Annotated in this window: 26 protein-coding genes, 1 pseudogene and 1 other annotated feature; of the genes and pseudogenes, 2 read left to right on the forward strand and 25 right to left on the reverse strand. The window is 43.1% G+C overall.

Annotated features, from left to right (window positions below; translation table 11 throughout):
• Window positions 1–211: 211 nt before the first annotated feature.
• The 13 genes from DW981_RS05150 to DW981_RS05205 form a co-directional block, all read right to left on the reverse strand.
• Window positions 212–838, reverse strand: a complete 627-nt coding sequence (locus tag DW981_RS05150; protein WP_118507002.1) for a lactate utilization protein — start codon at window positions 836–838, stop codon at window positions 212–214.
• A 111-nt stretch (window positions 839–949) separates the two neighbouring features.
• Window positions 950–1,450: a SpoVA/SpoVAEb family sporulation membrane protein gene (locus tag DW981_RS05155; protein WP_118507003.1), complete on the reverse strand. Its 501-nt coding sequence runs from the start codon at window positions 1,448–1,450 to the stop codon at window positions 950–952.
• A gap of 184 nt (window positions 1,451–1,634) precedes the next feature.
• Window positions 1,635–2,036: a stage V sporulation protein AB gene (locus DW981_RS05160; RefSeq protein WP_022024619.1), complete on the reverse strand. Its 402-nt coding sequence runs from the start codon at window positions 2,034–2,036 to the stop codon at window positions 1,635–1,637.
• A complete protein-coding gene (locus tag DW981_RS05165) occupies window positions 2,033–2,656 on the reverse strand; it encodes a stage V sporulation protein AA (RefSeq protein ID WP_118507004.1) in 624 nt (207 codons plus the stop codon). Before DW981_RS05165 ends, DW981_RS05160 begins: the two co-directional genes overlap by 4 nt.
• 312 nt (window positions 2,657–2,968) lie before the next feature.
• A complete protein-coding gene (locus tag DW981_RS05170) occupies window positions 2,969–3,757 on the reverse strand; it encodes a SigB/SigF/SigG family RNA polymerase sigma factor (RefSeq protein ID WP_347474508.1) in 789 nt (262 codons plus the stop codon).
• A complete protein-coding gene (gene spoIIAB, locus DW981_RS05175) occupies window positions 3,754–4,188 on the reverse strand; it encodes an anti-sigma F factor (RefSeq protein WP_022024616.1) in 435 nt (144 codons plus the stop codon). Before spoIIAB ends, DW981_RS05170 begins: the two co-directional genes overlap by 4 nt.
• A gap of 147 nt (window positions 4,189–4,335) precedes the next feature.
• Window positions 4,336–4,674 (reverse strand): anti-sigma factor antagonist, encoded by a 339-nt coding sequence (locus DW981_RS05180; RefSeq protein ID WP_022024615.1) that lies wholly within the window; start codon window positions 4,672–4,674, stop codon window positions 4,336–4,338.
• Between the two features lie 234 nt (window positions 4,675–4,908).
• On the reverse strand, window positions 4,909–6,357 hold the full coding sequence (locus tag DW981_RS05185; protein WP_118507005.1) for a tetratricopeptide repeat protein: 1,449 nt from the start codon (window positions 6,355–6,357) through the stop codon (window positions 4,909–4,911).
• A complete protein-coding gene (locus DW981_RS15020) occupies window positions 6,354–6,527 on the reverse strand; it encodes a hypothetical protein (RefSeq protein WP_022024613.1) in 174 nt (57 codons plus the stop codon). The genes DW981_RS05185 and DW981_RS15020 overlap by 4 nt, the downstream gene beginning before the upstream one ends.
• A gap of 126 nt (window positions 6,528–6,653) precedes the next feature.
• The gene (locus DW981_RS05190) at window positions 6,654–8,051 is read right to left on the reverse strand and encodes a FapA family protein (RefSeq protein ID WP_118507006.1); all 1,398 of its coding nucleotides are present in this window, start codon (window positions 8,049–8,051) and stop codon (window positions 6,654–6,656) included.
• Between the two features lie 190 nt (window positions 8,052–8,241).
• Window positions 8,242–10,887: a valine--tRNA ligase gene (locus tag DW981_RS05195; RefSeq protein WP_118507007.1), complete on the reverse strand. Its 2,646-nt coding sequence runs from the start codon at window positions 10,885–10,887 to the stop codon at window positions 8,242–8,244.
• A 111-nt stretch (window positions 10,888–10,998) separates the two neighbouring features.
• Window positions 10,999–11,217 (reverse strand) — a binding site (T-box leader).
• A gap of 9 nt (window positions 11,218–11,226) precedes the next feature.
• Complete coding sequence (locus DW981_RS05200; protein WP_118507008.1) at window positions 11,227–12,654, reverse strand: C40 family peptidase; 1,428 nt, start codon at window positions 12,652–12,654, stop codon at window positions 11,227–11,229.
• Between the two features lie 887 nt (window positions 12,655–13,541).
• Complete coding sequence (locus DW981_RS05205; protein WP_022024208.1) at window positions 13,542–13,922, reverse strand: RidA family protein; 381 nt, start codon at window positions 13,920–13,922, stop codon at window positions 13,542–13,544.
• Window positions 13,923–14,036: 114 nt separating this feature from the next.
• Here DW981_RS05205 and DW981_RS05210 point away from each other — a divergent pair, with 114 nt between their 5' ends.
• The gene (locus tag DW981_RS05210) at window positions 14,037–14,885 is read left to right on the forward strand and encodes a S1-like domain-containing RNA-binding protein (RefSeq protein WP_118507009.1); all 849 of its coding nucleotides are present in this window, start codon (window positions 14,037–14,039) and stop codon (window positions 14,883–14,885) included.
• A 116-nt stretch (window positions 14,886–15,001) separates the two neighbouring features.
• Here DW981_RS05210 and DW981_RS05215 read toward each other — a convergent pair.
• The 11 genes and pseudogenes from DW981_RS05215 to DW981_RS05265 form a co-directional block, all read right to left on the reverse strand.
• Window positions 15,002–15,813, reverse strand: a pseudogene (locus tag DW981_RS05215) (acetyl-CoA carboxylase carboxyltransferase subunit alpha).
• 14 nt (window positions 15,814–15,827) lie between these two features.
• Window positions 15,828–16,694, reverse strand: coding sequence for an acetyl-CoA carboxylase, carboxyltransferase subunit beta (gene accD / locus DW981_RS05220; protein WP_022024211.1), 867 nt, complete (start codon window positions 16,692–16,694; stop codon window positions 15,828–15,830).
• A gap of 21 nt (window positions 16,695–16,715) precedes the next feature.
• Window positions 16,716–18,065, reverse strand: coding sequence for an acetyl-CoA carboxylase biotin carboxylase subunit (locus DW981_RS05225; protein WP_118507010.1), 1,350 nt, complete (start codon window positions 18,063–18,065; stop codon window positions 16,716–16,718).
• A 71-nt stretch (window positions 18,066–18,136) separates the two neighbouring features.
• Window positions 18,137–18,556 carry a 3-hydroxyacyl-ACP dehydratase FabZ gene (fabZ, locus tag DW981_RS05230; RefSeq protein ID WP_118507023.1) on the reverse strand — a complete coding sequence of 140 codons (420 nt, stop codon included), beginning with the start codon at window positions 18,554–18,556 and terminating at the stop codon, window positions 18,137–18,139.
• Between the two features lie 135 nt (window positions 18,557–18,691).
• Window positions 18,692–19,156: an acetyl-CoA carboxylase biotin carboxyl carrier protein gene (gene accB, locus DW981_RS05235; RefSeq protein WP_118507011.1), complete on the reverse strand. Its 465-nt coding sequence runs from the start codon at window positions 19,154–19,156 to the stop codon at window positions 18,692–18,694.
• A gap of 46 nt (window positions 19,157–19,202) precedes the next feature.
• Entirely contained in the window at window positions 19,203–20,444 is a 1,242-nt protein-coding gene (gene fabF / locus DW981_RS05240; RefSeq protein WP_118507012.1) for a beta-ketoacyl-ACP synthase II, read from the reverse strand.
• A gap of 38 nt (window positions 20,445–20,482) precedes the next feature.
• A complete protein-coding gene (gene fabG, locus DW981_RS05245; protein ID WP_118507013.1) occupies window positions 20,483–21,211 on the reverse strand; it encodes a 3-oxoacyl-[acyl-carrier-protein] reductase in 729 nt (242 codons plus the stop codon).
• A 24-nt stretch (window positions 21,212–21,235) separates the two neighbouring features.
• On the reverse strand, window positions 21,236–22,177 hold the full coding sequence (fabD, locus tag DW981_RS05250; RefSeq protein WP_022024217.1) for an ACP S-malonyltransferase: 942 nt from the start codon (window positions 22,175–22,177) through the stop codon (window positions 21,236–21,238).
• A 78-nt stretch (window positions 22,178–22,255) separates the two neighbouring features.
• A complete protein-coding gene (locus tag DW981_RS05255) occupies window positions 22,256–22,480 on the reverse strand; it encodes an acyl carrier protein (protein ID WP_022024218.1) in 225 nt (74 codons plus the stop codon).
• Between the two features lie 55 nt (window positions 22,481–22,535).
• Window positions 22,536–23,513, reverse strand: coding sequence for a beta-ketoacyl-ACP synthase III (locus DW981_RS05260; protein ID WP_022024219.1), 978 nt, complete (start codon window positions 23,511–23,513; stop codon window positions 22,536–22,538).
• A gap of 34 nt (window positions 23,514–23,547) precedes the next feature.
• Complete coding sequence (locus tag DW981_RS05265) at window positions 23,548–23,994, reverse strand: MarR family transcriptional regulator (protein WP_022024220.1); 447 nt, start codon at window positions 23,992–23,994, stop codon at window positions 23,548–23,550.
• Window positions 23,995–24,366: 372 nt separating this feature from the next.
• Here DW981_RS05265 and DW981_RS05270 point away from each other — a divergent pair, with 372 nt between their 5' ends.
• On the forward strand, window positions 24,367–25,647 hold the full coding sequence (locus DW981_RS05270; RefSeq protein ID WP_118507014.1) for a putative ABC transporter permease: 1,281 nt from the start codon (window positions 24,367–24,369) through the stop codon (window positions 25,645–25,647).
• A gap of 109 nt (window positions 25,648–25,756) precedes the next feature.
• Here the strand turns inward: DW981_RS05270 and DW981_RS05275 are convergent, their stop codons facing one another.
• Entirely contained in the window at window positions 25,757–26,122 is a 366-nt protein-coding gene (locus DW981_RS05275; protein WP_022024222.1) for a response regulator, read from the reverse strand.
• Window positions 26,123–26,136: the final 14 nt, after the last annotated feature.

Here is a 26,136-nt window from a genome sequence, read left to right on the forward strand (position 1 = left end):
TCTCATTACTCCTTTCTACCGATCAGCTCTCCTCTTATCGGTAATCCTATGTCTAACATGCGCAAGTGAACAAGCTCCCTTACGCTGTGAATTTGTGATATATTCAGTATAAAATGAAAAAGAGAGTACGCCTACACTCTCTTTTTCATATAAATTACCACATATTTTTTTCATTTATTTCAGAAATACTTCGGCATTGTCACCTGACAGATCAATAACCGAGTACATCATTCACAAGAATTACATGGATCCTATCTGCATGATGCGAATATCTGGTAATCAAAAACTGACAGCAGATCGTATCCGGAGACTTGCAATCGGCACATTTACCAGTCAAGCGACAAGGAGTCTTGATGTCAAATCGCTGCGCATTGGATGGAGCTGCAACATTTCTGGCACGTTTCATCGCCTCATCAAGATCAGAACATACCTTATTCATTCCCACAATAAATATTACCTTGTGAGGTCCCTGTGCAATGCAGGAAACTCGATTCGAGTTACCGTCTATATTTACAATAATTCCATCATTTGTCATCGCATTTGCGCTGGACAAAAATACATCTGCATCGTATGCCGCCAGAAGACTTTCGCGCGGTTCCATCTTAGCACGATCTATGTAGTGATAATTTCCTTCATTTAATGCTTGGATAAGACCGATCTCATTGGCGCTCTGACAACCACCCATAGCTACGGTACTGCCCTCACCAATAATATCTAATGCCTGTTTTAATGCCTCTTCCTTGTTTTCTGCATAATACCCTGTCATGTTTCTTGACTCGAGACCTTTGATCACAGTCTGCGCCAATACGGCATTTCTTTTTCTCACATTCTCGTTCATAATAAACCTCTTTTCTGCACACGTTTATTGATATAACAAACCTTGTGTCCGGTGTACCGGGACACAAGGAAGCGGTTTGTTATTCATTATAACACATTTTGCTAATTATAGTTACATCATCTTCCACAACCAATAGATCACGCCAAGTACCCAGCTTGAAAATATTCCATACAAAATAACCGGTCCCGCAATCTTAAATATCTGGCAGCCTTTGCCAAACACTTCACCTTCCACGCCAAACTCCAAAGCCGGCGATGCTACAGAATTTGCAAATCCGGTGATCGGAACAATGCTTCCTGCACCGCCAAACTGTCCAAGCCTTTGATATACATTAAAGCCGGTAAGCAGTATGCTGATCAGTATCAAAGAAAGTGTTCCATATAAACCTGCCAGTTCTCTGTCATTCCCCATAGACTGATACCACTGTATCAATATTTCTCCCAGCAGACAAATCGAACCACCGACAAGAAAAGCCTTAATGCAATTCCAAAAACAACTGTGTTTTGGAGTCATATTACTAACATATTCGTTATAAATTTCTTTCTGTTTATTCGCATCTTTCTCAGCCAATACCTCCTCAATCGAAGGATTTGCAGCTTTTTTCTGTTCCATCTTTTCCTCTCCTTCCAATCAAAATTTCCCATCAAATTTTCCACACCACCACCAACAACATATCCACATATTTCTTTATTATACCGGAAAATATACATACCTAAAACTTCCCATACTCGAAGTTATTGCAAAACCACATATTGCTTATTATGTCAATAACTATATAACATTTTGCAAATGCCCTTTATAAACACATTTGGTATAGTGTTCCTAAGCATTTGCCTATCGCCATTGCGGTAATGATGATGGCAATGCCGTGCTGCAATTTCGTACGGGTACATAGTATTGGAATAACCTTTAGCACCTCTGCCAATGCCATGGAAAGGCAGCCGATATATACCCCGGAAAATAATCCTATGACCGCCAAAAATACAACGCCAAACGGAATATGCGGCTCATATATTAACAACAGATTTCCCGCTGTCCCGCCAAGCATGATCACCGTTTCCATCGGATATGTCCGTGAGGCTAACCCAAAGCGGTCTGTCATCCGTGGTATTACTCCCAGAATGGTGATCAATGCAAAAACTCCACTGGCGACAGCTAATCCTGCTGCCAGTCCAATAAATGCTAATACTATCGTCACCGGATCTCACTTCCTTCCCGTGAAGCATCCGCAACGATCGCCTTATTCATCTCCTCTTCATAATTGCGCATTTCAATATGAATTGGCGTCGGATCCTCTTTCACTTTTGAAGCGCTAAAATGATTATAAAATCCTAAGATTCCAAGCGGAATTCCAATACTATAAAACAGCTCTAACGCAGATGTCCCCTTTTTTTCATGTCCCATGACCAGCAGATAGATCTGATCAAACAGATCTCCAACACTGACATCCGTATCAAATGTCATGATCGTAAAGGCCGATCCAAAAAAGACAATGCATGTCAACACCAACAACTTTAAATATTCCAACGCTTTATTTTCCTGTTTGGGAATATGATACTCAACCACAACATCCGTCTCACCTACCGGAACAATTTGTGCTTCTCGAATTTCCCTGCGGATCAGTTCGATCAGCTTAAGTGACGAAATGACTTTCTTTTGGTTTTTGTCGCCTTTTACCTGCAATGCTACGATCTTATTGATATGCTTGGTCACTGCATAATCACTGCATTGAATCTGTGCAATATCACCGATCGTTACCTTTTTGTTCACAACCTGCACACTCTGATCTAATTTCATATAAATCGTATTATCTTTCAAATCAACCTCATTTCTGCACACTTTCCAAACATTTCATTATCCACAGGATTACTACAGTTCTCTGCCGGCAGAAATCGCTATGTTGCGGCTGTAAAATACTTAGTATCCCTTGATATAATAAGCAATATGTGACCCGCCGGCAGTTTCAAATGTGCGAAGTTTGAGCCCATGAAACATCTTACACTGATAATAATATTATGCAGTCATGCAGTGAGCTTAAATGTGCAAAGTGTGCGTTGTAATACTATTATCTTGCCCGCTTCCTCACGTTTTATGCACGTGTTTGCAAAACAACACCGATATGTCTTTGCTTTATGCAAGTCCGGATTCTCCACGCAGTTTTAATAATATTTTTTTCTCTAAGCGGCTTACCTGTACCTGACTAATGTGTAGCTTTTCTGCAACCTGACTTTGCGTCATATCATCAAAATAGCGATATTCGATCAATCGGCGTTCCCGCTCTTCCAAGCTTTCTAATAACTGTTTTACTAACATATGATCAAGCACTCGTTCTTTCTCGCTGTCATTAAGAACTCCTGTCATATCCTGCCCACTCACGAGACTGCCAATACGATTTCCGGGCATCTGTACGACCTGATCGATCAACTGCATTTCTTTGCCACTTTCCTGATAAAGCATCCGATCTATCGTTCCAACTTCGCGATTGGCTTCCAATGCCATAACGATTTCTTCACGCTCAAGTTCTGTTGCCGCAGCGATCTCATCTACCGTTGCACTACGTCCTAACTCATGATGCAGCCGTTCTCCTGCCTGATGGATCTTCCAGCCATTTTCCTTAAGAGTGCGGCTTACTTTGATCATGCCATCATCCCGCAAAAAACGCTTGATCTGCCCGGTGATCATTGGCACTGCGTACGTTGAAAATTTCACATCATAACTAAGATCAAAGTGATCAATTGCTTTGATCAGTCCAATGCAGCCGATCTGAAAAATATCATCCGCTTCATATCCTCTGCCATGAAATCTTTTCACAATATTCCAAACCAGACCGACATTTTGTTCTACTAATTGGTTCCTCGCAACACGATCTCCACTACGTGCCTTTTTCAGCAGTTCTAACGTGTCCATATTGCGATTCATTCCTCTGCCTGCGCCTTTCCAATTTCTTTGCTCATAATAATGGTTGTCCCCTCCCCCAATTTTGAGATCACTTGCAGCTCATCCATGAATGCTTCCATAAAAGCAAAGCCCATTCCGGACCGTTCCCATTCCGGTTTCGTCGTATACAAAGGTTCCATCGCCTTTGGAATATCTTCGATACCAATGCCTTCATCGCGCACAGTAACTTCTATCTGTTTGCCGCAGATCCTACAGACGATCGTAATCTCTCCCTCTCTTCCACCATAACCATGAATAATGCTGTTGGTTACCGCCTCCGATACTGCTGTTTTAATATCCGCCAGTTCTTCTAACGTTGGATCCAGCCTCGTCACATACGCTGCCACTACTGTCCGCGCAAATGCTTCATTTGCCGAATCGCTATCGATTGTTAATGTCATTTCCCGTTTCATGCCTTATCTTCCTCCTGTCCTGCACTCTATACCTTCTAATTACTGACTACCCCTGTCAATTTGTTACCTCTCTTTTTCATTCACCTTACTATAATTAATCCTCCTGTCTGACGCTTCCGTTCCTGCTACGTAACAACTTTTGCCCTCTCACAGATTTTCCACCGCCTCCTGCGGTGTGACATACTTCTCTACGATCTGATACAAACCGGACATTCGAAATATCCGGTCAATATTCTTACCAACACCTGTCACAGCTGTCTTACCTCCCAGAAACATAACCTTTTTATGCCTTCCCATGATCAATCCAATCCCTGAGCTATCCATAAAATCAACATCTGAAAAATCAAAAATAATATGTTTCACATTTCCTGCCTGGATCAGCTTGTCCGAGGTCGCCCGCAGATCGATCACCGCATGATGATCTAATTCCTTGGTAACATATACGATCAAACTTTGTCCTTGCAGCTCATAATGTACTTGTTCCATTATTAATCGCCTTCCTTCCCTTATTTTTAAACGGAACAAAGTGGGCTTGCCCACTTTGCGCGTCACCGCTAGGTTGCGTATGCAATCTTCCTCTGTGCGGTGATCGCATCCTCGCGGAGCGTTTTTTTCTTTATAGGAAACGACAAGTTCCTATAAAGGAAAAAATCCCTGCCAGAGTATTCTTTCCTTCGTATACTCTGACAGGGAAACCTATCATTTTATCCAGTTGGTAATTTATTCGCCAAGTTCCCGCAAACGTCTCTTCGCTTCGCTGACACGCTTGGAATCCGGATAGTTATCTACAATCTTGTTGTAATAACTCTTTGCCTTCTCGACATCTGATTTCTGCTGATAACAGCGGCCCAAGAAATAAATGGCATCTGCGTTATTTTCGTCAAAAGATAATGACTTCTCTAACAACTTAATGGACTTGTCATAATCTCTCTTCGAATACGAACCGGTGCCATTATAGGCATCACGTCCCTCTTCAAAATACTTCTTTGTCGCAGTCGCATAGGTTGCCTTTTTGATCTTATCATAGCAAGATTTTGCAATGTCCGAAGTCAGTCTGTCTGCATTGATCTTCACCAATTTATCCGCAGCATCAGCCTTTTTGTTTTTCTGATAGTCATCGTATGCGCCAATTAACGCATCATACACTTCCTGAACACCAGACACCTGTGTAGGATCCCCGCCCTGAAGATCCTTGATCTTGTTCTGCAGTTCCTCAACCTGAGACTTTAAAGACTTGTTTTGATCTTTTAGTGTGGACAGATCGCTGTCACTTGCCGCCTGATTTTCACTGTACTGCTTGAAGTTTTTGTTTGCATTGCTCGCCAGCGTGGCACGCATATGCGGGATCACCAAAAAATACATCACAGCCAGACCGATGATCACACCAATGATAATATTAACAAATGGCATAACGGATGGCCGCTCTTCTTTGTATGGTGTGATCGTCTTGTACGCATCCATCTCCACACTTGGCAGTTTTGAAGCTTTCTTCGCATTTTCCTGTTCTTTTTCTACCGCTTTCACTACAGGATCCGAAGACTTATTCTTCATATCTGAGAGTTCTTTCAGATAGCGGATTGTTGTCGTATTCGTCACATCAATCTTATGTGCAGCACGCATCAAACGATACGCTCTCGCACGGTTATCCCGACGCTCGGTCTTCATATAAAGCAATGCCAAAAGCTGGCTTGCACGTATAAAATTCGGGTTGAGATTGACAACCTTTTTGAGCTGGATGATCGCCATATCGTCATCCCCATGCTTTGCCGCCTGCAATGCTGTGTTGTACTTCTTAATCGTCTGATTGTACGTATCCAACTTGTTCGGATTAGACTGAACTTCACGAATGTACTCTTCCGCATCATTATCTTTGTCCTGATAATGTTTGCTAAGAACCCATTCACTCAGCGCAGCTACGATCTCGCCTTCCTCATAGTAGATCAAACCCAGCAGATTTCTAGCACTGGTATTTAATTTATTGAACTGAAGACTCTGTTTCAAGGAAACGATCGCACCGGATAAGTCCCGAACTTTCGCCTGGCTTAATGCCAAATTATAAAAACTGTTAGACAGGCTTACGGTTTTGCGATAACTTCGAAGCTCCTGTCCGCAATTATCACATCGATTTTTCGTAAAGGCTACCGCCACATTACATCTTGGACAATTCATCGTTCTTCCACCCACTCCTCTGGAGCTTTGTTACCTTCCATCTTACCTTTTAGGATCGTCTGCAGCAAATCCGTAACATCCGTTGTATTATTTCCATAAATTGCATCTTCTGCCTGCTCCACATCGAGACTCGGCTGAAACTTTGCTAATTCTGCCTCAAAATCAATCATACTCTACCTCCTGCTCTACTGCAATGCTATTTCTACGCAAACTTCGACATCGCATGAAAACTGCTCTCATGCCTATGTCTTACGATGTTTTCTTAATTCTTTCGTCATCCCGGCATTGACGCCCCGCTATGCTTCATCGATATGATATACGATGATCCCATTGCCTCTGCGGGCATATTCTACATGCTGCTCCAGCTCTTGTACCTGTGTTTTCATTCCATTGACGGAAATGCAGGTTCCCGGATGCACATAACGGTCAACTGTCACCTTCGCCACATTTGCCTTTTCCATTGCCAGGACAGTCGCCTGTATCTTTTTCTCTAGTTCACTAATTTGTGTATCTTTTTCTATTTTACCACGCATTAAGACACGCTTCTTCTCCATCAAAGCAGCATTTTTCGTCTGCTCCATCAGAGTATCTATGCGTTCAATCCCCTGCGCGATCCGCTCCCATTCATCCAATGCTTTTTTCTTGGACTCCGTCAGCAGATTCATCTTCGTCACAAGATTTTCCGCAACACCTGCTTCAACCTGATTTTCCACTTCAGCTACATTTCCGATATTGGTTGCCTTGATCTGCCTTTGGGCGCTGATATGACCACCTATGATGCTGCCAAATCTACCGGACACGACCACATCTTCTCCTGCCTCGATCTGACAGTTCATGATCGCATTCGCATTGACACATCCGTCCGCACAGATCGTACACTGCTCAAAAAACTTCGCGTTGACATTTCCTTTTGCCCGGATAAATCCCTTTCCATTCCCCTGCATACCATTCTTCAAGGTAATATCACGGTTTGCCTGCAGATCTGCTCCTTCCACAAATCCATCAACCAAGATGGATCCTTTCTCCGAAACGACCGATACTCCGGATCCTACATTTCCACGGATGCGAATATCTCCTCGGAAACAAATACTGCCTGTGGAATTGGTTAGATCACCCTCGACCACAAACTCCTGATCGATAAAGATCTTATCCATGGCCTCCACAATCTTACCGCTGCGATTAGCGATATAGGTACATCCATCTTCAGCACACGCAAAACCTTTTCCGAATAATCTGGCAAGATTCTTTCCCTTGCGGGCGACCAGAATATTACCATGTACATCCATACCATCCTTCGCCTCCGTCGCCGGATGATAAATGGCAATCACATCTCCTTCTTCTACGGAAGGGATATTGCCATACTGGCTGTAATCCACCGAACCGTCTTCCAATATTTTGGGTTTGTGATCCGTTTCCCGATGAAAGGCATACTCATACCAGCCATCTTCTCCATTCACGCAAGGCGTTCCCTTCGCAACAACAACCCATTGATCATACAGCAATCCGTTTGCCAGCTGCTGAATTGTCTCCTCCTGCAGTCCACTGGTGACGCCTGCCTCACTGAGCCGATTTTTCAACAATGCTGCCGTGTAGTGACTCTCGCCTTGTTGAATCCACACACTCGCGGAAAGCTGATCCTCTGCAACCATGATCTGAATTGATTCCTGATTGTTCTCTGCCTGAAAATCTGTCACAGTCAAACGCCCCCTTCCCCCTACAAGATATTCCTTACTCTACTACGACCTGTCGTGTTACAGGCTGCTATATAAGCATTTTATCATTTTGTAAAGAGGACGCAGTACGCACTTATGTGTATACTGCCTCCTCTTTTGATTTTAGCATAAGGATTCTTATATTACAAGAAAGGGAACGATGAATTTTCTCTTACTTTTCTAAGGCTTTTAATTCCTCTTCCACTTTCGCCATCATAGCTGTGTATTTTTCAAGTTTTGCGCGTTCTTCCGCAACCTTTGCCTCCGGTGCCTTGCTCATAAATTTCTCATTTCCAAGCATTCCATTGACACGCTTCAACTCGCCCTCCAACTTCTTCTTTTCTTTGGTAAGGCGCTCTTTTTCCTTGGCAAAGTCAACCAGATCAGCAAGAGGCATATACGCAGTTGCCTTATCGATCACAACAGATACTGCATTATCCTCAATACCAGTCTTGTCTGCCTGTACATGAACCTCTGATGCAGAGATCATATGCTGATATGCCGGGATCAGCTCTTCCAAAGCTGCTCCTGTCGTCTCGTCATCTGCTACGAGATATACAACTGCCTTACGGGAAGGTGCTACATTCATTTCCGTGCGGATATTTCGGATACCACGGATCAGATTTTTCATGAGTTCCGCCTTTGCTTCAGACTGCTCATCTTCCCACTCCTTGCGGTAAACCGGCCAGTTGGAGATCATGATGGATTCTTCCTCTGACTGCAATGTACAGAAGATCTCCTCTGTGATAAACGGCATATATGGGTGCAGCAGTTTCAAGGACTGGATCAATACTGTCTTTAATGTCCAGAAAGCTGCATTTGCAGAAGCAGGATTTTCATCCTTAGCAAATAATCTTGGCTTAACAAGCTCGATGTACCAGTCACAGAACTCTGTCCATACAAAGTCATAAATCTTCTGTACTGCCACACCTAACTCATATTTCTCCATGTTCTCTGTGACATCTGCTGCCACATGATTTGCTGCAGACAAGATCCAACGGTCGATCACTTCCAGATCCTCTTTTGCCGGCTCTGTGATCACATTATCGCCTAAGTGCATCATGATGAAACGAGAAGCATTCCATACTTTATTGGCAAAGTTACGGCTTGCCTCTACACGCTCCCAGTAGAAACGCATATCATTACCCGGTGCATTGTTGGTTACCAAAGTAAAACGAAGCGCATCTGCACCATACTTATCAATGACCTCCAAAGGATCAATACCATTGCCAAGAGATTTACTCATCTTACGGCCCTGACTGTCTCTTACCAGTCCGTGGATCAATACTGTATCAAACGGCACCTTTCCGGTATGCTCCAAACCGGAGAACATCATACGCATAACCCAAAATGGAATGATATCATAACCGGTTACCAGAGTGCTTGTTGGGTAGAAGTAATCCATTTCCTCGGTGTTATCCGGCCATCCCAGTGTACTGAAAGGCCACAGTGCGGAGGAGAACCAAGTATCCAGCGTGTCCGGATCCTGTCTCATTGGCTTGCCGCATTTTGGACAGTTACAGGTATCTTCTTTCGTAACAACCATTTCGCCACAATCATCGCAGTAAAATGCCGGAATCTGATGTCCCCACCAAAGCTGACGTGAAATACACCAGTCACGAATATTCTCTAACCAATGAAAATAAGTCTTTTCAAAATGTGTTGGTACAAACTTTGTATCTCCATTCTTCACTGCATCGATCGCCGGTTTTGCCAGGTCTTTCATAGCAACAAACCACTGCTTTGATACTCGTGGTTCTACAGTTGTATGACAACGATAGCAGGTACCTACATTGTGCTCATGGTCTTCTACTTTCAGAAGAGCACCTTCTGCCTCCAAGTCAGCAACGATCGCTTTTCTTGCCTCATAGCGGTCCATGCCTGCATATTTCGGATAATCTTCTACAATCTTGGCATCATCTGTCAGTACATTGATCACTTCCAGATTATGACGAAGTCCTACCTCAAAGTCGTTCGGGTCATGTGCCGGTGTGATCTTTACAACACCTGTACCAAATTCCATATCAACATAATCATCTGCGATAATTGGGATCTGACGATGTACAATTGGAAGATCCAAAGTCTTACCCACCATATCTTTGTAACGATCATCATTTGGATTAACTGCTACTGCCGTATCACCAAGTAATGTCTCCGGACGCGTTGTCGCCAAGTCAATATAACCGGTTCCGTCCGTTGTCTTATAACGCAAATGCCAAAAATGACCTGCCTGATCCTCATACTCAACCTCTGCATCAGAAATAGAAGTCAGACATTTTGGACACCAGTTTATGATACGCTCTCCACGGTAGATCAAGTCTTTGTTATATAACTTTACAAACACTTCTTTTACTGCCTTAGAGCATCCCTCATCCATCGTAAAGCGTTCTCTATCCCAATCACAGGAAGAGCCGATCTTCTTGAGCTGTTCTACAATGCGGCCACCGTACTGCTTCTTCCAGTCCCAAACATGCTCCAGAAACTTTTCTCTTCCAATATCTTCTTTGCTGATTCCCTCGGCACGCAGCTTTTCTACAACTTTTGCCTCTGTAGCAATCGAAGCATGATCGGTACCCGGTACCCAAAGAGCCTCATATCCCTGCATTCTCTTGAAACGGATCAAAATATCCTGCAGTGTATTATCCAGGGCATGTCCCATATGAAGCTGTCCTGTGATATTTGGAGGTGGCATAACGATCGTGAATGGTTTCTTGTCACGATCTACCTCCGCATGAAAATACTTCTTTGCAATCCACTTGTCATACGTTCTCTGCTCAATATCCGCAGGATTGTAATTTTTTTCCAACTCTTTTGCCATAATCTTTTTCCTTTCTCTTAACATACAACACTTGCATCCTCGCGGAGCGTTTATTGCTTTATAGGAAACGAGAGGTTTCCTATAAAGTAAAAAACGCCCTCTGCACATAGTGCAAAGGGCGATTATACGCGGTACCACCTTTGATCGCAATGTAAAAATCACATTACCTCTTGCATCGATAACGAGATGAACCGATGTCTCTTACTATCTGTTCAGAGACATGACTCCGAAGCTACCTTCTGCTTTCGTTCTATTCAAATGGTCTTTCAGCCAATGAACCATTCTCTCTGTGAACTCCGAAAACGTACTCCTCTTCTTCAACGTCATTATACCTAATGATCAACCAATAATTCTACGAGCGCCGCAAGGCTTTCTGTAGTACATATTGGAAATCTTAATACCATCACTTGGGTTGCTGGCGTGTACTACACGTCCACCACCGATATACATTGCCACATGACCGATACGACTACCGTTACGATAGAAGATCAAATCTCCCGGCTGTACGTTTGACAGGCTTACCTTAGAACCACATCCTGACTGTGCTGCTGCACTATGTGGAAGACTATATCCAAACTGTGCATAAACACTCATTGTAAATCCGGAACAATCGGTTCCTCTAGTCAAACTGGATCCACCATATACATATGGGTTACCAACAAAGTTCTGTGCATAGCTTGCAACCTCTGAACCGTTGCCGCTTCCTGTATATGAACTATATCTCTTAGATGAACTGCTCTTCTTGCTGGAGGAGCTGCTCTTTCTGCTAGATGAACTGCTCTTTCTGCTGGAAGAACTTCTTCTTGTTACAGAACTGCTGCTCTTTCTGCTAGATGAACTGCTTCTATTGCTAGAAGATGAGCTGCTGGAAGAGCTTGAAGATGAACTGGAAGAACTGCTTGCAGACTGCTGACGCGCACGCTCTGCTGCCAATGCTGCCAAACGCTCCTGCTCTGCCTTCTCTGCTCTTGCTTTTCTTCTTGCCTCAGCCTTCTCTTCTGCAATGGATACTGCTTTCTTGAAGTTCGCATGAAGACAAACAAACTCTCTCGCTACGAAACCATCCTCACCATCGATAGAGATCTTAACCCAATCCTTACCGATCTTGACAACTTCATAATTTTCATCTTCCGGGATCTGTGTCATGATCGTAGAAGAAGTATTTGGCTTCGTACGAACATTTAATGTAACGGTTCCCGGTTTTACCTTCGCATAATATTTACCATACTTAGCAGCAAGCTTCTGTGCTTTAATACCTGTTGCCAAATATTCACTCTTAATGTAACCTGTCACCTTACCGGACTCAATCTTAGCCCAGCCATTCTTATTAGACAGGACCTTTGCTGCGCATCCTTCATACAGCTTTCCAAGGATCTTGGAATCTGTATTCGGTTTCTTACGAACATTCACATAATCATCTGCAATGGAGATCGCTGTATCGACAAACTGCTTTGTAACATGTGGTGTCGGTACCGGCGTTGCCGTTGGTGCTGGTGCTGTTGTCGCTGCAGGTGTCACAGCTGCCTGTGTTACTGCAGGTGACGCAGTCGCTGCCGGCGCCTCAGTTGCATCAATATTTTCTTCCTGTTCCTCTTCATTATAAACGTCTGCATAATGCTTGTCCAAAGAAAGAGAAAGTCCTGCCATCTCTGTCTCTTTACACATGGTTGCAGCATTCGTATCTACTCTTACTGAACCTGCCGCTAATGCAAGTGTCAGTGCCGTTCCACAAACCGCGGCTGTCTTGACCCAATGTGTCTTAATCATAAAAGCCTCCAAACTGTAAACAATCCTTTGTAATCTATTCTAAGTTTCTTCAAGCACTTATTCATGTAATAATTATTACAAATTTATTACATAACAGTTGTCATTATAACAACCTAAATTCATCTTGTCAATAGTTCTACAACAGAATACGAATGGAATTTACACGTATTTCCAGTATCTTCCACTGATAAGATGGCTTTTTCACTCATTCCAAATTGTTACATTTTGTTACAATTTGCATTCTACTCTTATAGTCCACATTCATATTTCTCCCATTTTCCATAAATCCGAAAAACACTTTACACAGACATCCCGGTCATATTCTTAACGCAAACTTCCCATACCCCAAATCTCCCACAACCACATATTGCTTATTATGTCACTAAAACAATAACTATTTTGCAGCCGATAAAGCAAATTATTCTGCCATCAAAAACTAAGACAATTGCTGCAGTATGCAAAGTTTTTTTGTGATTTCTTATTTTGTTAAGTCTCTGATGAATACATGCCTGAAGGTATGTCTGAGATGTCCCGGTTTAGCAAGGTATCATCCATTTTTGGACGGGACGCTTTCGCTACGATGCGCTACGTTACGTTACTTAATGTCTCTGAAATACGAGACATAAGTAACGACGAGCGCAAAGTCCCTTTCAAAAATGATGAATACCTTGCTTCCGGGACTTCGAGTTGCCGAAAGGCATGTAAATCAATCATCAGAGACAACAAAATTTAGAAATCACAGTAAAAACTAATTGCAACAAGGCAATTGCTATAGTTTCTTGATGGCAGATTTCACTGTATGGTGGCTGCAAAATATGATAAAAACATCGACATAATAAGCAATATGTGGTTCGAGCAATAACTTCCGGTATGGGAAGCTCGTTTTGTTAGTTTTTAACGGCAACAGCCTCGATCTCGATTGCTACGTCCTTTGGCAATCTGGCAACCTGAACACAGGAGCGTGCCGGATATGGCTCTTTGAAATGTTTCGCATATACTTCATTGATCTTTCCAAAGTCATCCATGTTGCTGATAAACACAACCGTCTTAACAGCCTTCTCTATAGAAGATCCGGATGCTGCTAACAGAGCTTCCAAATTAGATATTGCCTGCTCTGCCTGTGCTTCCACACTACCGGTAACTAACTCCCCTGTTGAAGGATCGATCGGGATCATGCCGGATGTGTAGATCATACCATTGACCTCGATTGCCTGAGAATACGGTCCAATTGCCGCAGGTGCCTTATCTGTACTAATTACATTTGCCATAATAAAAACCTCCAATTATCATTTTTTTACATGGTAACACTATTTAATGAATTGTACTAGCATTTTTTTGCAGATAACAGTATACTGAAAGTATTAAATTCATGGAGGATAATTATGACCAGTAAAATAGAACTTGGAAAATTTCAAGAATTGATCGTTGTCAAGCAGACCGACTTTGGTGTGTTCCTCAATACCCCGACAGGAGCTGAGCAGGACAAGATCCTTCTTCCAAAAGCCCATGTACCACAAGGCACACAGCTTAAAGATGTACTAAATGTATTTGTGTATAAAGATTCCGAAGACAGACCAATTGCAACAACCTTAGAGCCGGATATTACCTTAGGCGGTGTTGCAAGACTCTATGTAAAAGAAGTAACTCCGATCGGTGCTTTTTTGGAATGGGGACTGAGTAAAGATCTGTTTCTTCCTTTTAAGGAGCAATTGTATCCGGTCAAAGAGGGCGATGCCGTATTAGTCACCCTATATATTGATAAAAGCGACCGTCTCTGTGCTTCTATGAAAGTTTATGAATCACTGCGCAGCGATTCTTCTTATCAAAAAGACGACGAAGTATTTGGACGCGTCTATGAGATCAGCGAGAATTTTGGCGTATTTATCGCCATAGATGATATGTACTCTGCTCTGTTACCACACAAAGAAGTCTTTGAGACCTACCGCATCAATCAACCGGTATATGCACGCGTTGCACAGGTGTTAGAAGATGGCAGACTGACGTTAAGTGTCCGCAAAAAGATTCCTGAGCAAATGAATGAGGATGCGGAAGTGATCTACGATTGTCTGGAAACGGCAGGCGGATTCCTTCCTTATCACGACAAAAGTGATCCTGAAGTCATCAAGCGTGAATTTCATATGAGCAAAAATGCATTTAAGCGAGCCATTGGCCATCTCCAAAAAACCGGCAGGATTAAGATTGAATCAAACGGTATACGTATGCTTTCCTAAGCCATACAGAATACTATTGCAATTATAAAACCTATATATTGACACACCAAGATATACAAAAAGCCGCCCGGTCCATATCATTTTGATATGTCCGGACGGTTTTATTGTTTGCATTATTATTGTTCAAATTCCCCATATTGGCGGAATCGCTGATAACGTTTTTCCAACAGCTCTTCTACAGGTGTAGATTGCAATTTAGGCAACGTCTCTGCCAACGCCTTGGCAATCTGGTCTGTCGTGTAAGGCAGATCCTTTTCGATGCCATTTGGCGACTCTGTAAATTTGCGATCTATCACGTTGTTTTGCAGCAAATGATCTGCTGTCATGCGCATTAGCTCTGCAGCTTCATCGACTCTGGAAGGATCTCTCCATAATATACTGGCAAAGCCTCCGGTGATAACACCGAATACATACCATGCTCCAGCATCCACACCGTATCTCCAACTGCAAGTGCAAGTGCACCGCCGCTACCGCCTTCTCCCACAAAGATACTGATGATCGGCGTTTTAAGACGCGACATTTCCATAAGATTCCGCGCGATCGCCTCACCCTGTCCACGTTCTTCTGCACCAATACCGCAGTATGCACCCGCCGTGTTGATCAACGTGATGACCGGACGATGAAACTTTTCTGCCTGTTTCATTAATCGAAGTGCTTTGCGGTATCCTTCCGGATTTGGCTGACCAAAATTACAGGCAACGTTCTCCTCGAGAGTATGCCCTTTCTGAATACCGATCACCGTAACCGGTTCTCCCCGAAAAGATGCAATGCCTCCAACGATCGCTCCATCATCAGCATAATAACGATCCCCATGAAATTCCATAAATTCATCAAATAATTGATCAATAAATTCTCTTGCCGTTGGACGCTTTATATTTCTAGCTATGGATACTGTTTTCATTGTATCACTTACCGTATTGCTGCTCATGCTGCCTACCTCCATTATTTTCGACTATGAAGTTTTAAGATCCTTCCCAACTCTTCCCGCATTTTTTCGCGATGAACAATGCGGTCCACAAAACCATTTTTAAGTTGAAATTCTGCCCTCTGAAATCCCTCCGGCAATTTCTGATGGATCGTCCCTTGGATCACACGCTGTCCGGCAAATCCGATCAAAGCTTTCGGTTCAGCCAATATAATGTCTCCTAACATTGCAAAGCTTGCCGTCACGCCACCAGTTGTCGGATCTGTCAGTACTGTGACATATAGTAATCCCGCTGCATCATGCCGTCCCAACGCTTCCGATACTTTTGCCATCTGCATCAGAGAGATGATCCCCTCCTGCATTCTGGCGCCACCGGACGTCGTAAAAATAATAATCGGCAGTTCGTGTGCTGTCGCGTATTCCACTGCTCTAGTTACCTTTTCACCAACCACAGACCCCATACTTCCCATCATAAAATGGCTGTCCATAATGGCAATAACTGTGTCGTGTCCTTCTATCTGACAACGTCCTGTAACAACTCCCTCGGTGATCTGTGCCTTTTTTTGTGCTTTCTCGATCACCTTATCATAATCCGGATATCCCATCGGATTTTTAGGATGCATCGCAGCATCAAATTCTTCAAAGGTCCCCTCGTCGCAGGTGATCGCAATACGTTCCTTTGGACTCATTCGAAAATGTGCTTCGCAATTCGGGCAAAGTTTATATTTTGTCACTTCTTTTTTGTATATAATATTTTTACAGGAATTACACTTGATCCACATTCCATCCGGAATTGACGGTTCTTTGGACTTCATCCGTCTTTCCGGTCTGCGTGTCTCCGGCTTTTCCAGAGAAATATAATTTTTCTTTCCAAATAAATTCATCCTGCTCCTCCATGCATTACACTACTGCTGCAATAAATTATCTTCCAAAAACGAAGTATCAAACTGTCCTGCCAAATAATCCGGGTTATTTAAGATGCGGCTCTGAAATTCAATATTCGTATCAATGCCATTGATAATAAACTCATACAGGGCCCGATTCATTTTAGCGATCGCTTCCTCTCGATCCCTGCCATGGGCGATCACCTTTGCAATCATAGAATCATAAAACGGTGGGATTTCATATCCTTCATAAATTGCCGTATCCACACGAATACCTAAGCCACCGCTTGGCAGCATCAGATAGTCGACAAGCCCCGGGCATGGTGCAAATCCTCGATCCGGATTCTCCGCATTGATTCGACATTCTATAGCATGCCCTGTAATATGAATATCCGATTGTTCATATGATAACTTCTCCCCGGCTGCCACGCGGATCTGTTCTTTCACAATATCAACTCCCGTGATCATCTCCGTGATCGGATGTTCCACCTGAATTCTGGTATTCATCTCCATAAAGTAATACTGTCCGGAATGATCATACAAAAATTCAATTGTTCCTGCACTTTCGTATCCTGCCGCCTTTGCAGCAAGGACCGCAGATTTACACATCTTTTCTCTGGTCTCTTCGGACAATACCGGAGACGGTGCTTCTTCTAATACTTTTTGATTTTTGCGCTGCAATGAACAGTCTCTCTCTCCCAAATGGATCACATTACCAAAATGATCGCCAAGCACCTGTACTTCAATATGTCTGGCATGTTCGATCACTTTTTCCATATACATCTGATCGTCACCAAAAGCTGCTTTCGTCTCGCTTTGTGCTGCCTCAAATGCCTGATCCAGTTCATCTTCAGTACGCACGATGCGGATTCCCTTGCCGCCACCGCCGGCAGATGCCTTGACCATAACCGGATATCCCAGCTTTCCTGCCACCTCGTGCGCCTGCTCTCTGTCAGCAACAACACCATCGCTTCCCGGAATAACCGGTACGCCGGCACGGATCATCATTTCTCTTGCATTGGATTTATTGCCCAATGCATCAATAACCGATGGTGCCGGACCTATAAACTTAATATTACATTCTTCGCACATTGCCGCAAATGTACTGTTCTCTGACAGAAAACCAAATCCCGGATGAATTGCCTGCGCCTTAGTCTCTACAGCAGCCGTAATGATATTTGGCATGTTTATATAACTGTCTGCCGCCTTGGCAGAACCGATACATACTGCTTCATCTGCAAGCTGCGTATGCAATGCCTCCCTGTCAGGCTCCGAAAAAACAGCAACTGTTTTGATGCCCATTTCCCGACAGGCACGAATTATCCGCACCGCAATCTCTCCTCTGTTTGCGATCAATATCTTATCAAACATCTGCTCCTCCAATCACTCAACATTTCTACGATCTATTATCCGAGTTTTGATCCATTCTCTCTGTCAAACTATCAGCCAATCATAAAAATAATTTCTGCCTGTGCAGCAACCTTGTCACCAACATATGCAGTTCCAACACCTATTCCGGCATTACGTTTTAATTTTTCAATGGAAACTTCCAAACGAAGTACATCTCCAGGTACAACTTTCTTTTTGAACTTTGCATTTTTAATGCCGCCAAAATATGCCGTCTTACCCTTAAATTCATCCATAGACAAAATAGCTACCGCTCCGGCCTGCGCCATTGCTTCCACGATCAACACACCCGGCATCACCGGTTCCTGCGGAAAATGTCCTGCAAAAAATGGTTCATTATAGGAAACATTTTTGGTTGCAATAACTTTTTCGCCTTCCACGATTTCTTCAACCCGATCGATCAGCAAAAACGGCTGACGATGTGGGATGATACTCATAATTTCTTTGATATCCATACCCATATTAATTTACATTCCTTTCTAAACCTGCGGACTCAACAAGTGTCTTCCCCTTTTATCCACAGGTATATCTTTCAGATTCCGATACACAACGTCTGCTTAACAACAGACCATCGCCCGATATTGGTATTGCTATTTCACACGGAATAATTCCTGTCCAAACTCAACGAACTGTGCATCTTCCACTAAAATTTCTGTGATTGTTCCATCCACTTCGCTTATGACTTCATTCATAAATTTCATAGCCTCTATGATACATACGACATCGCCTTTTGCAATCGTATCCCCCACCTTCACAAAAGGTGGTTGATCCGGTGCGCTTGCTCGATAAAACGTACCTACGATCGGAGCTGTCACGATCTTATCTCCGGCTGCAGGCTCGGTCTTCTCGGTTTCGACTGTAGTCGGTGCTGCATCTGTGACAGGATTCTCAACTTTTACTGCTGTCTGTACCATCTGTGCTTCCGGACTTTCCTCGACTGCATTTGCCATACCGCGTCCTAATTTTACGGAGGCATTTCCTAAAGTTACTTCCATATTATTTAAATCTGAGTGTTCAAATATCTGAATCAACTCTTTGATCTGATCATACTGCATTGTGTTACCATACCTTTCTTAACCATCTGTTGTCACTGTCTGCACACTACTCATCCCACTTCTTAAAGCAGAGAACTCCATTGTGTCCGCCAAATCCCAAAGAATTAGACAATGCATACTGTGCCTCTGGTACTACTCTTCCCTCATTTGGAATATAATCCAGATCACATTCTTCATCCGGTGTATGATAATTGATCGTCGGCGGCAGGAATCCTTCCTCCAATGCTTTCACACAAGCAATTGCCTCGATAGCACCTGCTGCACCAAGCAAATGTCCTGTCATAGATTTGGTAGAGCTGACCGCAACTTTTGCTGCCGCATCCCCCAATGCCAGCTTGATCGCTGCCGTTTCTCCGGCATCATTAGCATGGGTACTTGTTCCATGTGCATTAATATAATCCACCTGCTCCGGCGTAATCCCTGCCTCATCCATTGCTAATCTTATCGCTCTCGCAGCTCCATCGCCATCCGGACAAGGTGCTGTCATATGATAGGCATCTCCTGTAGCGCCATAACCTACTATTTCACCGTAAATCTTAGCTCCTCTTGCTTTAGCATGTTCCAGTTCTTCCAAAATGAGTATTCCGGATCCGTCTCCCATGACAAAACCATTTCGGTCTTTGTCAAACGGTTTACAGGCATCTTTTGGATCTTCCGTCGTAGAAAGTGCTGTCAAGTTCGTAAATCCGGCCACACCGATCTCACTGATCGACGCCTCAGCACCGCCGGCAATACAAGCATCCAGATAGCCATGCTTAATATCCCTAAATGCAGTGCCAATGCAATTTGTTCCTGTTGCGCACGCAGTGACAATATTTTCACATACTCCCTTAGCTCCCAAACGGATCGCAATATTACCAGCCGCCATATTACTGATCGTCATCGGAATAAACAAAGGAGACACACGAGAAGGTCCTTTTTCGTGCAAACGAATCACCTGCTCCTGCATTGTCATCAGGCCGCCAATACCGGAACCTACGATCACACCGACCTTAGCCGCATCCTCTTTCTCCATATCTAATCCGCTATCATCAAATGCCTGAACAGCTGCAGCCAGTGCATACACAGCATATGGGTCATTTCTCTTTACATCCTTCTTACTCATATACAGTTCCGGATCAAAGTCTTTTACTTCAGCACCAACCTTAACCTTAAAATCCGTCGTATCGAACTTCTGAATCAGATCAATGCCACATTTGCCATTTTTTAATCCTTCCCAAAATGTATCTACCGTACATCCAAGCGGGGTGACCGCTCCCATACCTGTTACTACTACTCTTCTATCCATCTCTAAATCATACCTTTCCAAGTCTTGATCACTATAGGTTACATGCACATTCCGCCATCAACATTGAGTACCTGACCGGTAATGTACGTATTCTTTGCCAAAAATACTGCTGCTTGCGCAATATCATCCACCTGACCGTAACGTTTAAGTGGAATTGTTTCCAGCATCTGCTTCTGCAGATCTTCTGAAAGTGCAGCCGTCATATCCGTCTCCACGAATCCCGGTGCGATTGCATTGCATGTCACGCCACGTGCAGCCAACTCTTTCGCAGTTGACTTCGTCAGTCCGATAATTCCGGCTTTCGATGCCGCATAGTTAGCCTGTCCAACATTACCCATAACTCCGACAACGGAAGACATGTTGATGATAGCTCCACTTCGTTGCTTCAACATGATACTGCTGGCATGTCGGATCATATTAAACGTACCTTTCAAGTTTGTCTGAATAACACTATCAAACTGTTCTTCTGTCATACGCATTAATAACATATCTTTTGTAATACCGGCATTGTTGACCAGTATGTCCACAGAACCAAGCTCCTTTTTGACTTTTTTCATCATATCTGCCGCAAAGGCAAAGTCACTCACATCGCCTTGAACCGGCATACAAGTCACTCCGCATGCTTCAATCTCCTGTACCGTTTCATCATCTAAGCTGCTGTGATAATTCAATACAATATTGCAGCCTTCCTTCGCAAATGCAAGTGCAATTGCTTTTCCAATACCTTTCGCTGCTCCTGTAACTACTGCTGTCTTTCCCTGTAACATGTTTACCATACCTTTCTGTGTGATTCACACACTGTCATGAAGTTTATTCATGGTTTTCTGCAAGGATATGCTATCCTCAACATTCACATTTACAACGCCTTTCAAAGTACGTTTCACAAAACCATTCAAAGTTTTGCCCGGTCCCAGCTCGATAAAAGTATCTGCACCCTCTGCCGCCATATTACGGATGATCTGTTCCCAGCGAACCGGACTAACGATCTGTTTTTTCAAAATAGGGATAATATCCTGTTCAGAAGCCACTTTCGAAGCATCTACGTTTGTATAGACCGGCATTTTCATCGGTGAAATGTGCATCTTGTCCAATTCCGGACCAAGCTTTTCTGCTGCCGGCTGAAGTAATTCCGTATGGAACGGACCACTGACTTTCAGAGGCACTGTAAGTTTTGCGCCTTTCTCTTTCGCCAATGCTGCAGCTCTCTTCGCTGCCTGCGCATGTCCGGCGATCACGATCTGACCCGGTGCATTGTAATTAGCCGGAACCGCTAAGCCATCGCCCTCTGCAGTTGCTTCTGCACAAGCTTCTTCTACTAATGCTGTATCTAATCCAATAATAGCATACATCGCTCCCTCTCCTGAAGGAACTGCTTCTGCCATGAACTTTCCTCTTTTTTGTACCAGTGCAACCGCCTCTTCGAAGTCCATTGCTTCACTGGCAACATACGCAGAATATTCACCCAGGCTCAAACCTGCTGTCATATCTGCACGAACTCCCTCTTCTTCCAACACCTTCATCGCTGCAATACTCATTGTCAGGATGGCAGGCTGCGCAAACTCTGTCTCGCCTAATTTCTGTTCATCTTCAAAACAAATATCCTTAATGGAATAACCAAGTACATTATCTGCCCGGTCAAAAATTTCTTTTGCCACCGGATAGTTTTTATACAAATCCTTGCCCATGCCAGCATACTGTGCGCCCTGGCCACTAAACATAAATACTGTTTTCATGTCTTCCTCCATAGTTGCAAAGCCGGATCTGTCGGCACCGAAAGTCTCGGCGCCGGCAAAGCCGAATTACTCTGCTTCTTATTTCTGGTTCTTCTCTACAAAATCAACCGCATCCTGAACAGTTACGATAGACTCAGGATCCTCTACAGATACATCAAACTCATCTTCGATGTCATTGATGATCTGGAATAAATCCAAAGAATCTGCGTCAAGGTCTTCTTTTACATTAGTCTCTAATGTGATTTCCTCAACATCCTTTCCTGTCTGCTCTGCAATGATTTCTCTGATTTTCTCAAATACCATAGTGATTTCCTCCTATATTTTATTTTATATATACTGCTTGCGCAGTTATATGCTTCTACCATTCTACCAGCATTGTGCCCCAAGTCATTCCACCGCCGAATCCGTTCAAAATAATTTTGTCCCCCCGTTGGATAAGCCCTTTTTCGTTGAGTTCATTCAGCGCCATAGGTACACTTGCCGATGAAGTATTTCCATAATGCTCCATGTTCTTATAAAATTTGCTGTCATCCATCTTCAACTTATGAGCAACAACGTCAATAATTCTGGCATTTGCCTGGTGTGGTATGACATAAGCGATATCTTCCATATCTACGTCAGCTTTAGCTAACACATTTCGAGTACTCTCTACAACCTTTTTGGTCGCAAACTTAAATACTGCACGTCCATCCATATAAATATAGTACTTCGGATCATGGTCGCCAGACTCATCATTAAATGCATTGTCACACGCCGTATGCCCCTCTGTCAGTATATCACAAAGTTCCCCTTTGCTGCCAAGTTCTTCTGCGATAATGCCACCCTCTTCGGATGCTTCCACATAAGCACCACCGGCACCATCTCCAAACAATACACAAGTCGTTCTGTCTTCCCAGTTAACGATTTTTGATAGCGTCTCCGCCCCGATCACAACAGCGTTGCGGTACACTCCTGTTTTAATATATTTATCCGCAATACTAAGTGCAAACATAAAACCACTGCACGCAGCCACAACGTCAAATGCAACCGCGTTCACCATACCAAGTTCTTTTTGCACCATGCAGGCAAGAGATGGTGTTCCGTAATCCGGAGTGACTGATGCAACAATGATCAGATCCACATCTTCCGGTGAGATTTCTGCACGCTCGATCACCTGTTTTGCCGTTCCTATTGCCAAAGCTGAAGTGTTCTCCCCTGCCGAGATCCTTCTCTCTCTGATCCCGGTTCTCTGTGATATCCATTCATCACTGGTGTCAACAACCTTTGCCAGATCATCATTTGTTATAATCTGCTCCGGTACACAAGCACCTGTTGCCATTATTCTTGTTCTTATCATTATTTCCTCCATGTTCTCTCATGCAGCAATCCTGTTAATTATTCTGCTTATCTATAAAATCCCACAAATTGCTCAAGGCACAACGTACTGTCTGTTGCTCCTCTTTACTTTCTATCCCTTTGAGCAGCGCATTGACCAAATCTTCATGAAACGCTGCATGCGCATCGTATATTATACGCCCCTTTCTGGTCAGACCGATCTTCACAACACGACGATCCTGCTCACTTTTATAGCGCTCCACATACCCCTTCTTCACTAAATTATTAACCATGACAGTCAGCGTCCCCACCGTTATGTGCAGTATTCCTGCAATGTCACTCATACGGTACAGTGTATTTTTGCCAATGGCAGCCACTGTATGTATCTCTGTCATAGATAAATCGCATCCCGTCTTACGCGCGACCGAAATATTTTCTGTCTTCAAAACCTTTTCGAATATCTCGATCAGCTCTTGACCGATCATATATTTTTCTTTTTCCATTTTCTTCCCTTTTTATTTTGTAAATCAAACTTTTTTAACGCCACAAAGAGTATATTCCATTTTCACCCATTTCGTCAACTGTAGATTAGCAGTATTTTTAACAATATGTCCCCTTTCTTTTTGTGCAATGTGCATAATTTTATTAAGTATATAAAACTACGTCTCATGAATATAAATATGTTTTCTTCTGATAAATAAAACCAAACATTTTGTTTCTTGAAACAATTTGGATAATCAAACATTTTTCTCATTGCACCCACATTACAGCTATATTATAATGTACATACGCTTGACATGACGTCTCATAACTGTAATTTCGACACAGTGAGCGTCATTAAATATTGATTGATCATTTTACAGCAGGAGGTATTCATGCACTATAACTTAACAAATTTGGCAATTCTGTTTTTTTGCTACTCCTTTTTGGGGTGGGGCATTGAAACAAGCGTTGCCAGTGTAAAACACAAATGTTACCGTAATCGTGGATTTCTATCCGGTCCTTTTTGTCTGATCTATGGCTTTTCCGGAATTGTACTCAGCACATTTCTATACGAGCTTCGATCTGCCCCTTTCTTTCTGTTTTTGGGATCTGCGATCATTTCCACCTTTATCGAATGGATGACCGGCCGTCTTTTAGAACAGGTTCGACACAAAAAATGGTGGGATTATTCTAAGAAGCGTTGGAATCTGGACGGATACATCTGTCTGCAATATTCAATACTGTGGGGTATACTTGGATATATCGCGATCCAGTGGGGCAATACTCTGATCCTATGGTTATGGCAATTTATCCCCACCTTTGTTACCTATATTATTTTATGGACGTTAACCGCCATCTGCTGCATGGATATAACGGCTTCTGTCCTGACTATACTACATTTAGAGCATAAATCGCCCACTCTGATCCGACTGAATCGGGAACTTTTTTTATTTAAGACATCTTTCGGAAGGACACTTACCGCACACATACGGCGTCGTATCCAAAAAGCCTATCCGGCCACTGCAACGGATAAAGTCATTTCGACATCTGCTACCAAACTGCCATTTTCTGAATTTATCTGGCTGTTCATATTAGGGGCTTTCTTAGGAGATATTGTAGAAACCATATTCTGTCGTCTGACTGTCGGTGTCTGGATGAGTCGCAGCAGCGTGGTATGGGGTCCCTTCAGCATTGTATGGGGGCTTGCCATCGCTTTAGTGACCACTCTTCTGTTTAAGAGTAAAGGCAAGTCCGACCGGCATCTTTTCATACTTGGGACGCTATTAGGTGGTGCTTATGAATATAGCTGCAGTGTATTTACTGAAATTGTTTTTGGAAAAGTTTTTTGGGATTACAGTCACATTCCGTTTAATCTTGGCGGCCGCATCAACCTGTTATACTGCTTTTTCTGGGGATTTGCCGCTGTCATCTGGTTCAAAAATCTGTATCCCATCCTGCACCATGTGATCGAACGGATATTGCATAGATCCAAATATCTATTGACAACTGTCGTTGCTGTGTTTATGATCTGCAATATTATAGTAAGCATGCTTGCTCTGATCCGATACGATACCAGGGAACATTCTCCAAAACCAAAAGCACATTGGGAAGAGGTAATGGATCATTACTACCCGGACGAAACAATGCGAAAGATCTATCCTAATGCAAAATAGCAAAGTAAACGAGTCATATGCCAGTCGTGTAATGTTTGATCAAAGTGCACCCATGCAGCAAAGTAAAAAGACCATAGATTACTTTTTCATCTATGGTCTTATACTTTACTTATCGACTTAACATCTCTAGCGTTGCTAACAGCACATCATCTTCCCATGGCTTCGGAATCAAATATTTTAATCCAATTCCCCGAACCTCTTCTAATGTACTTGCATCACACAACGAACTTAACATCATGATCTTTACATCCGGATGTTTCTTCATCAAAATCTGCGCCGTTTCTAATCCATCCAAGCCCGGCATAATAATATCCATGATAACAATATCCGGATGCATCTCATCATAAAGCTTGATGCCATCCTCTCCATTAGCTGCATAGGCTACCACTTCATATCCATTTTCTTCTACTACATCCTGTATCTGTTTAGAAGCGAACGGTGAATCATCTACCACCATTATTGTAATTTTATCCATTTCGATCCCCTTTC

It is taken from the genome of Clostridium sp. AM49-4BH (assembly GCF_003478335.1).
Taxonomy (GTDB): Bacteria; Bacillota; Clostridia; order Lachnospirales; family Lachnospiraceae; genus Butyribacter.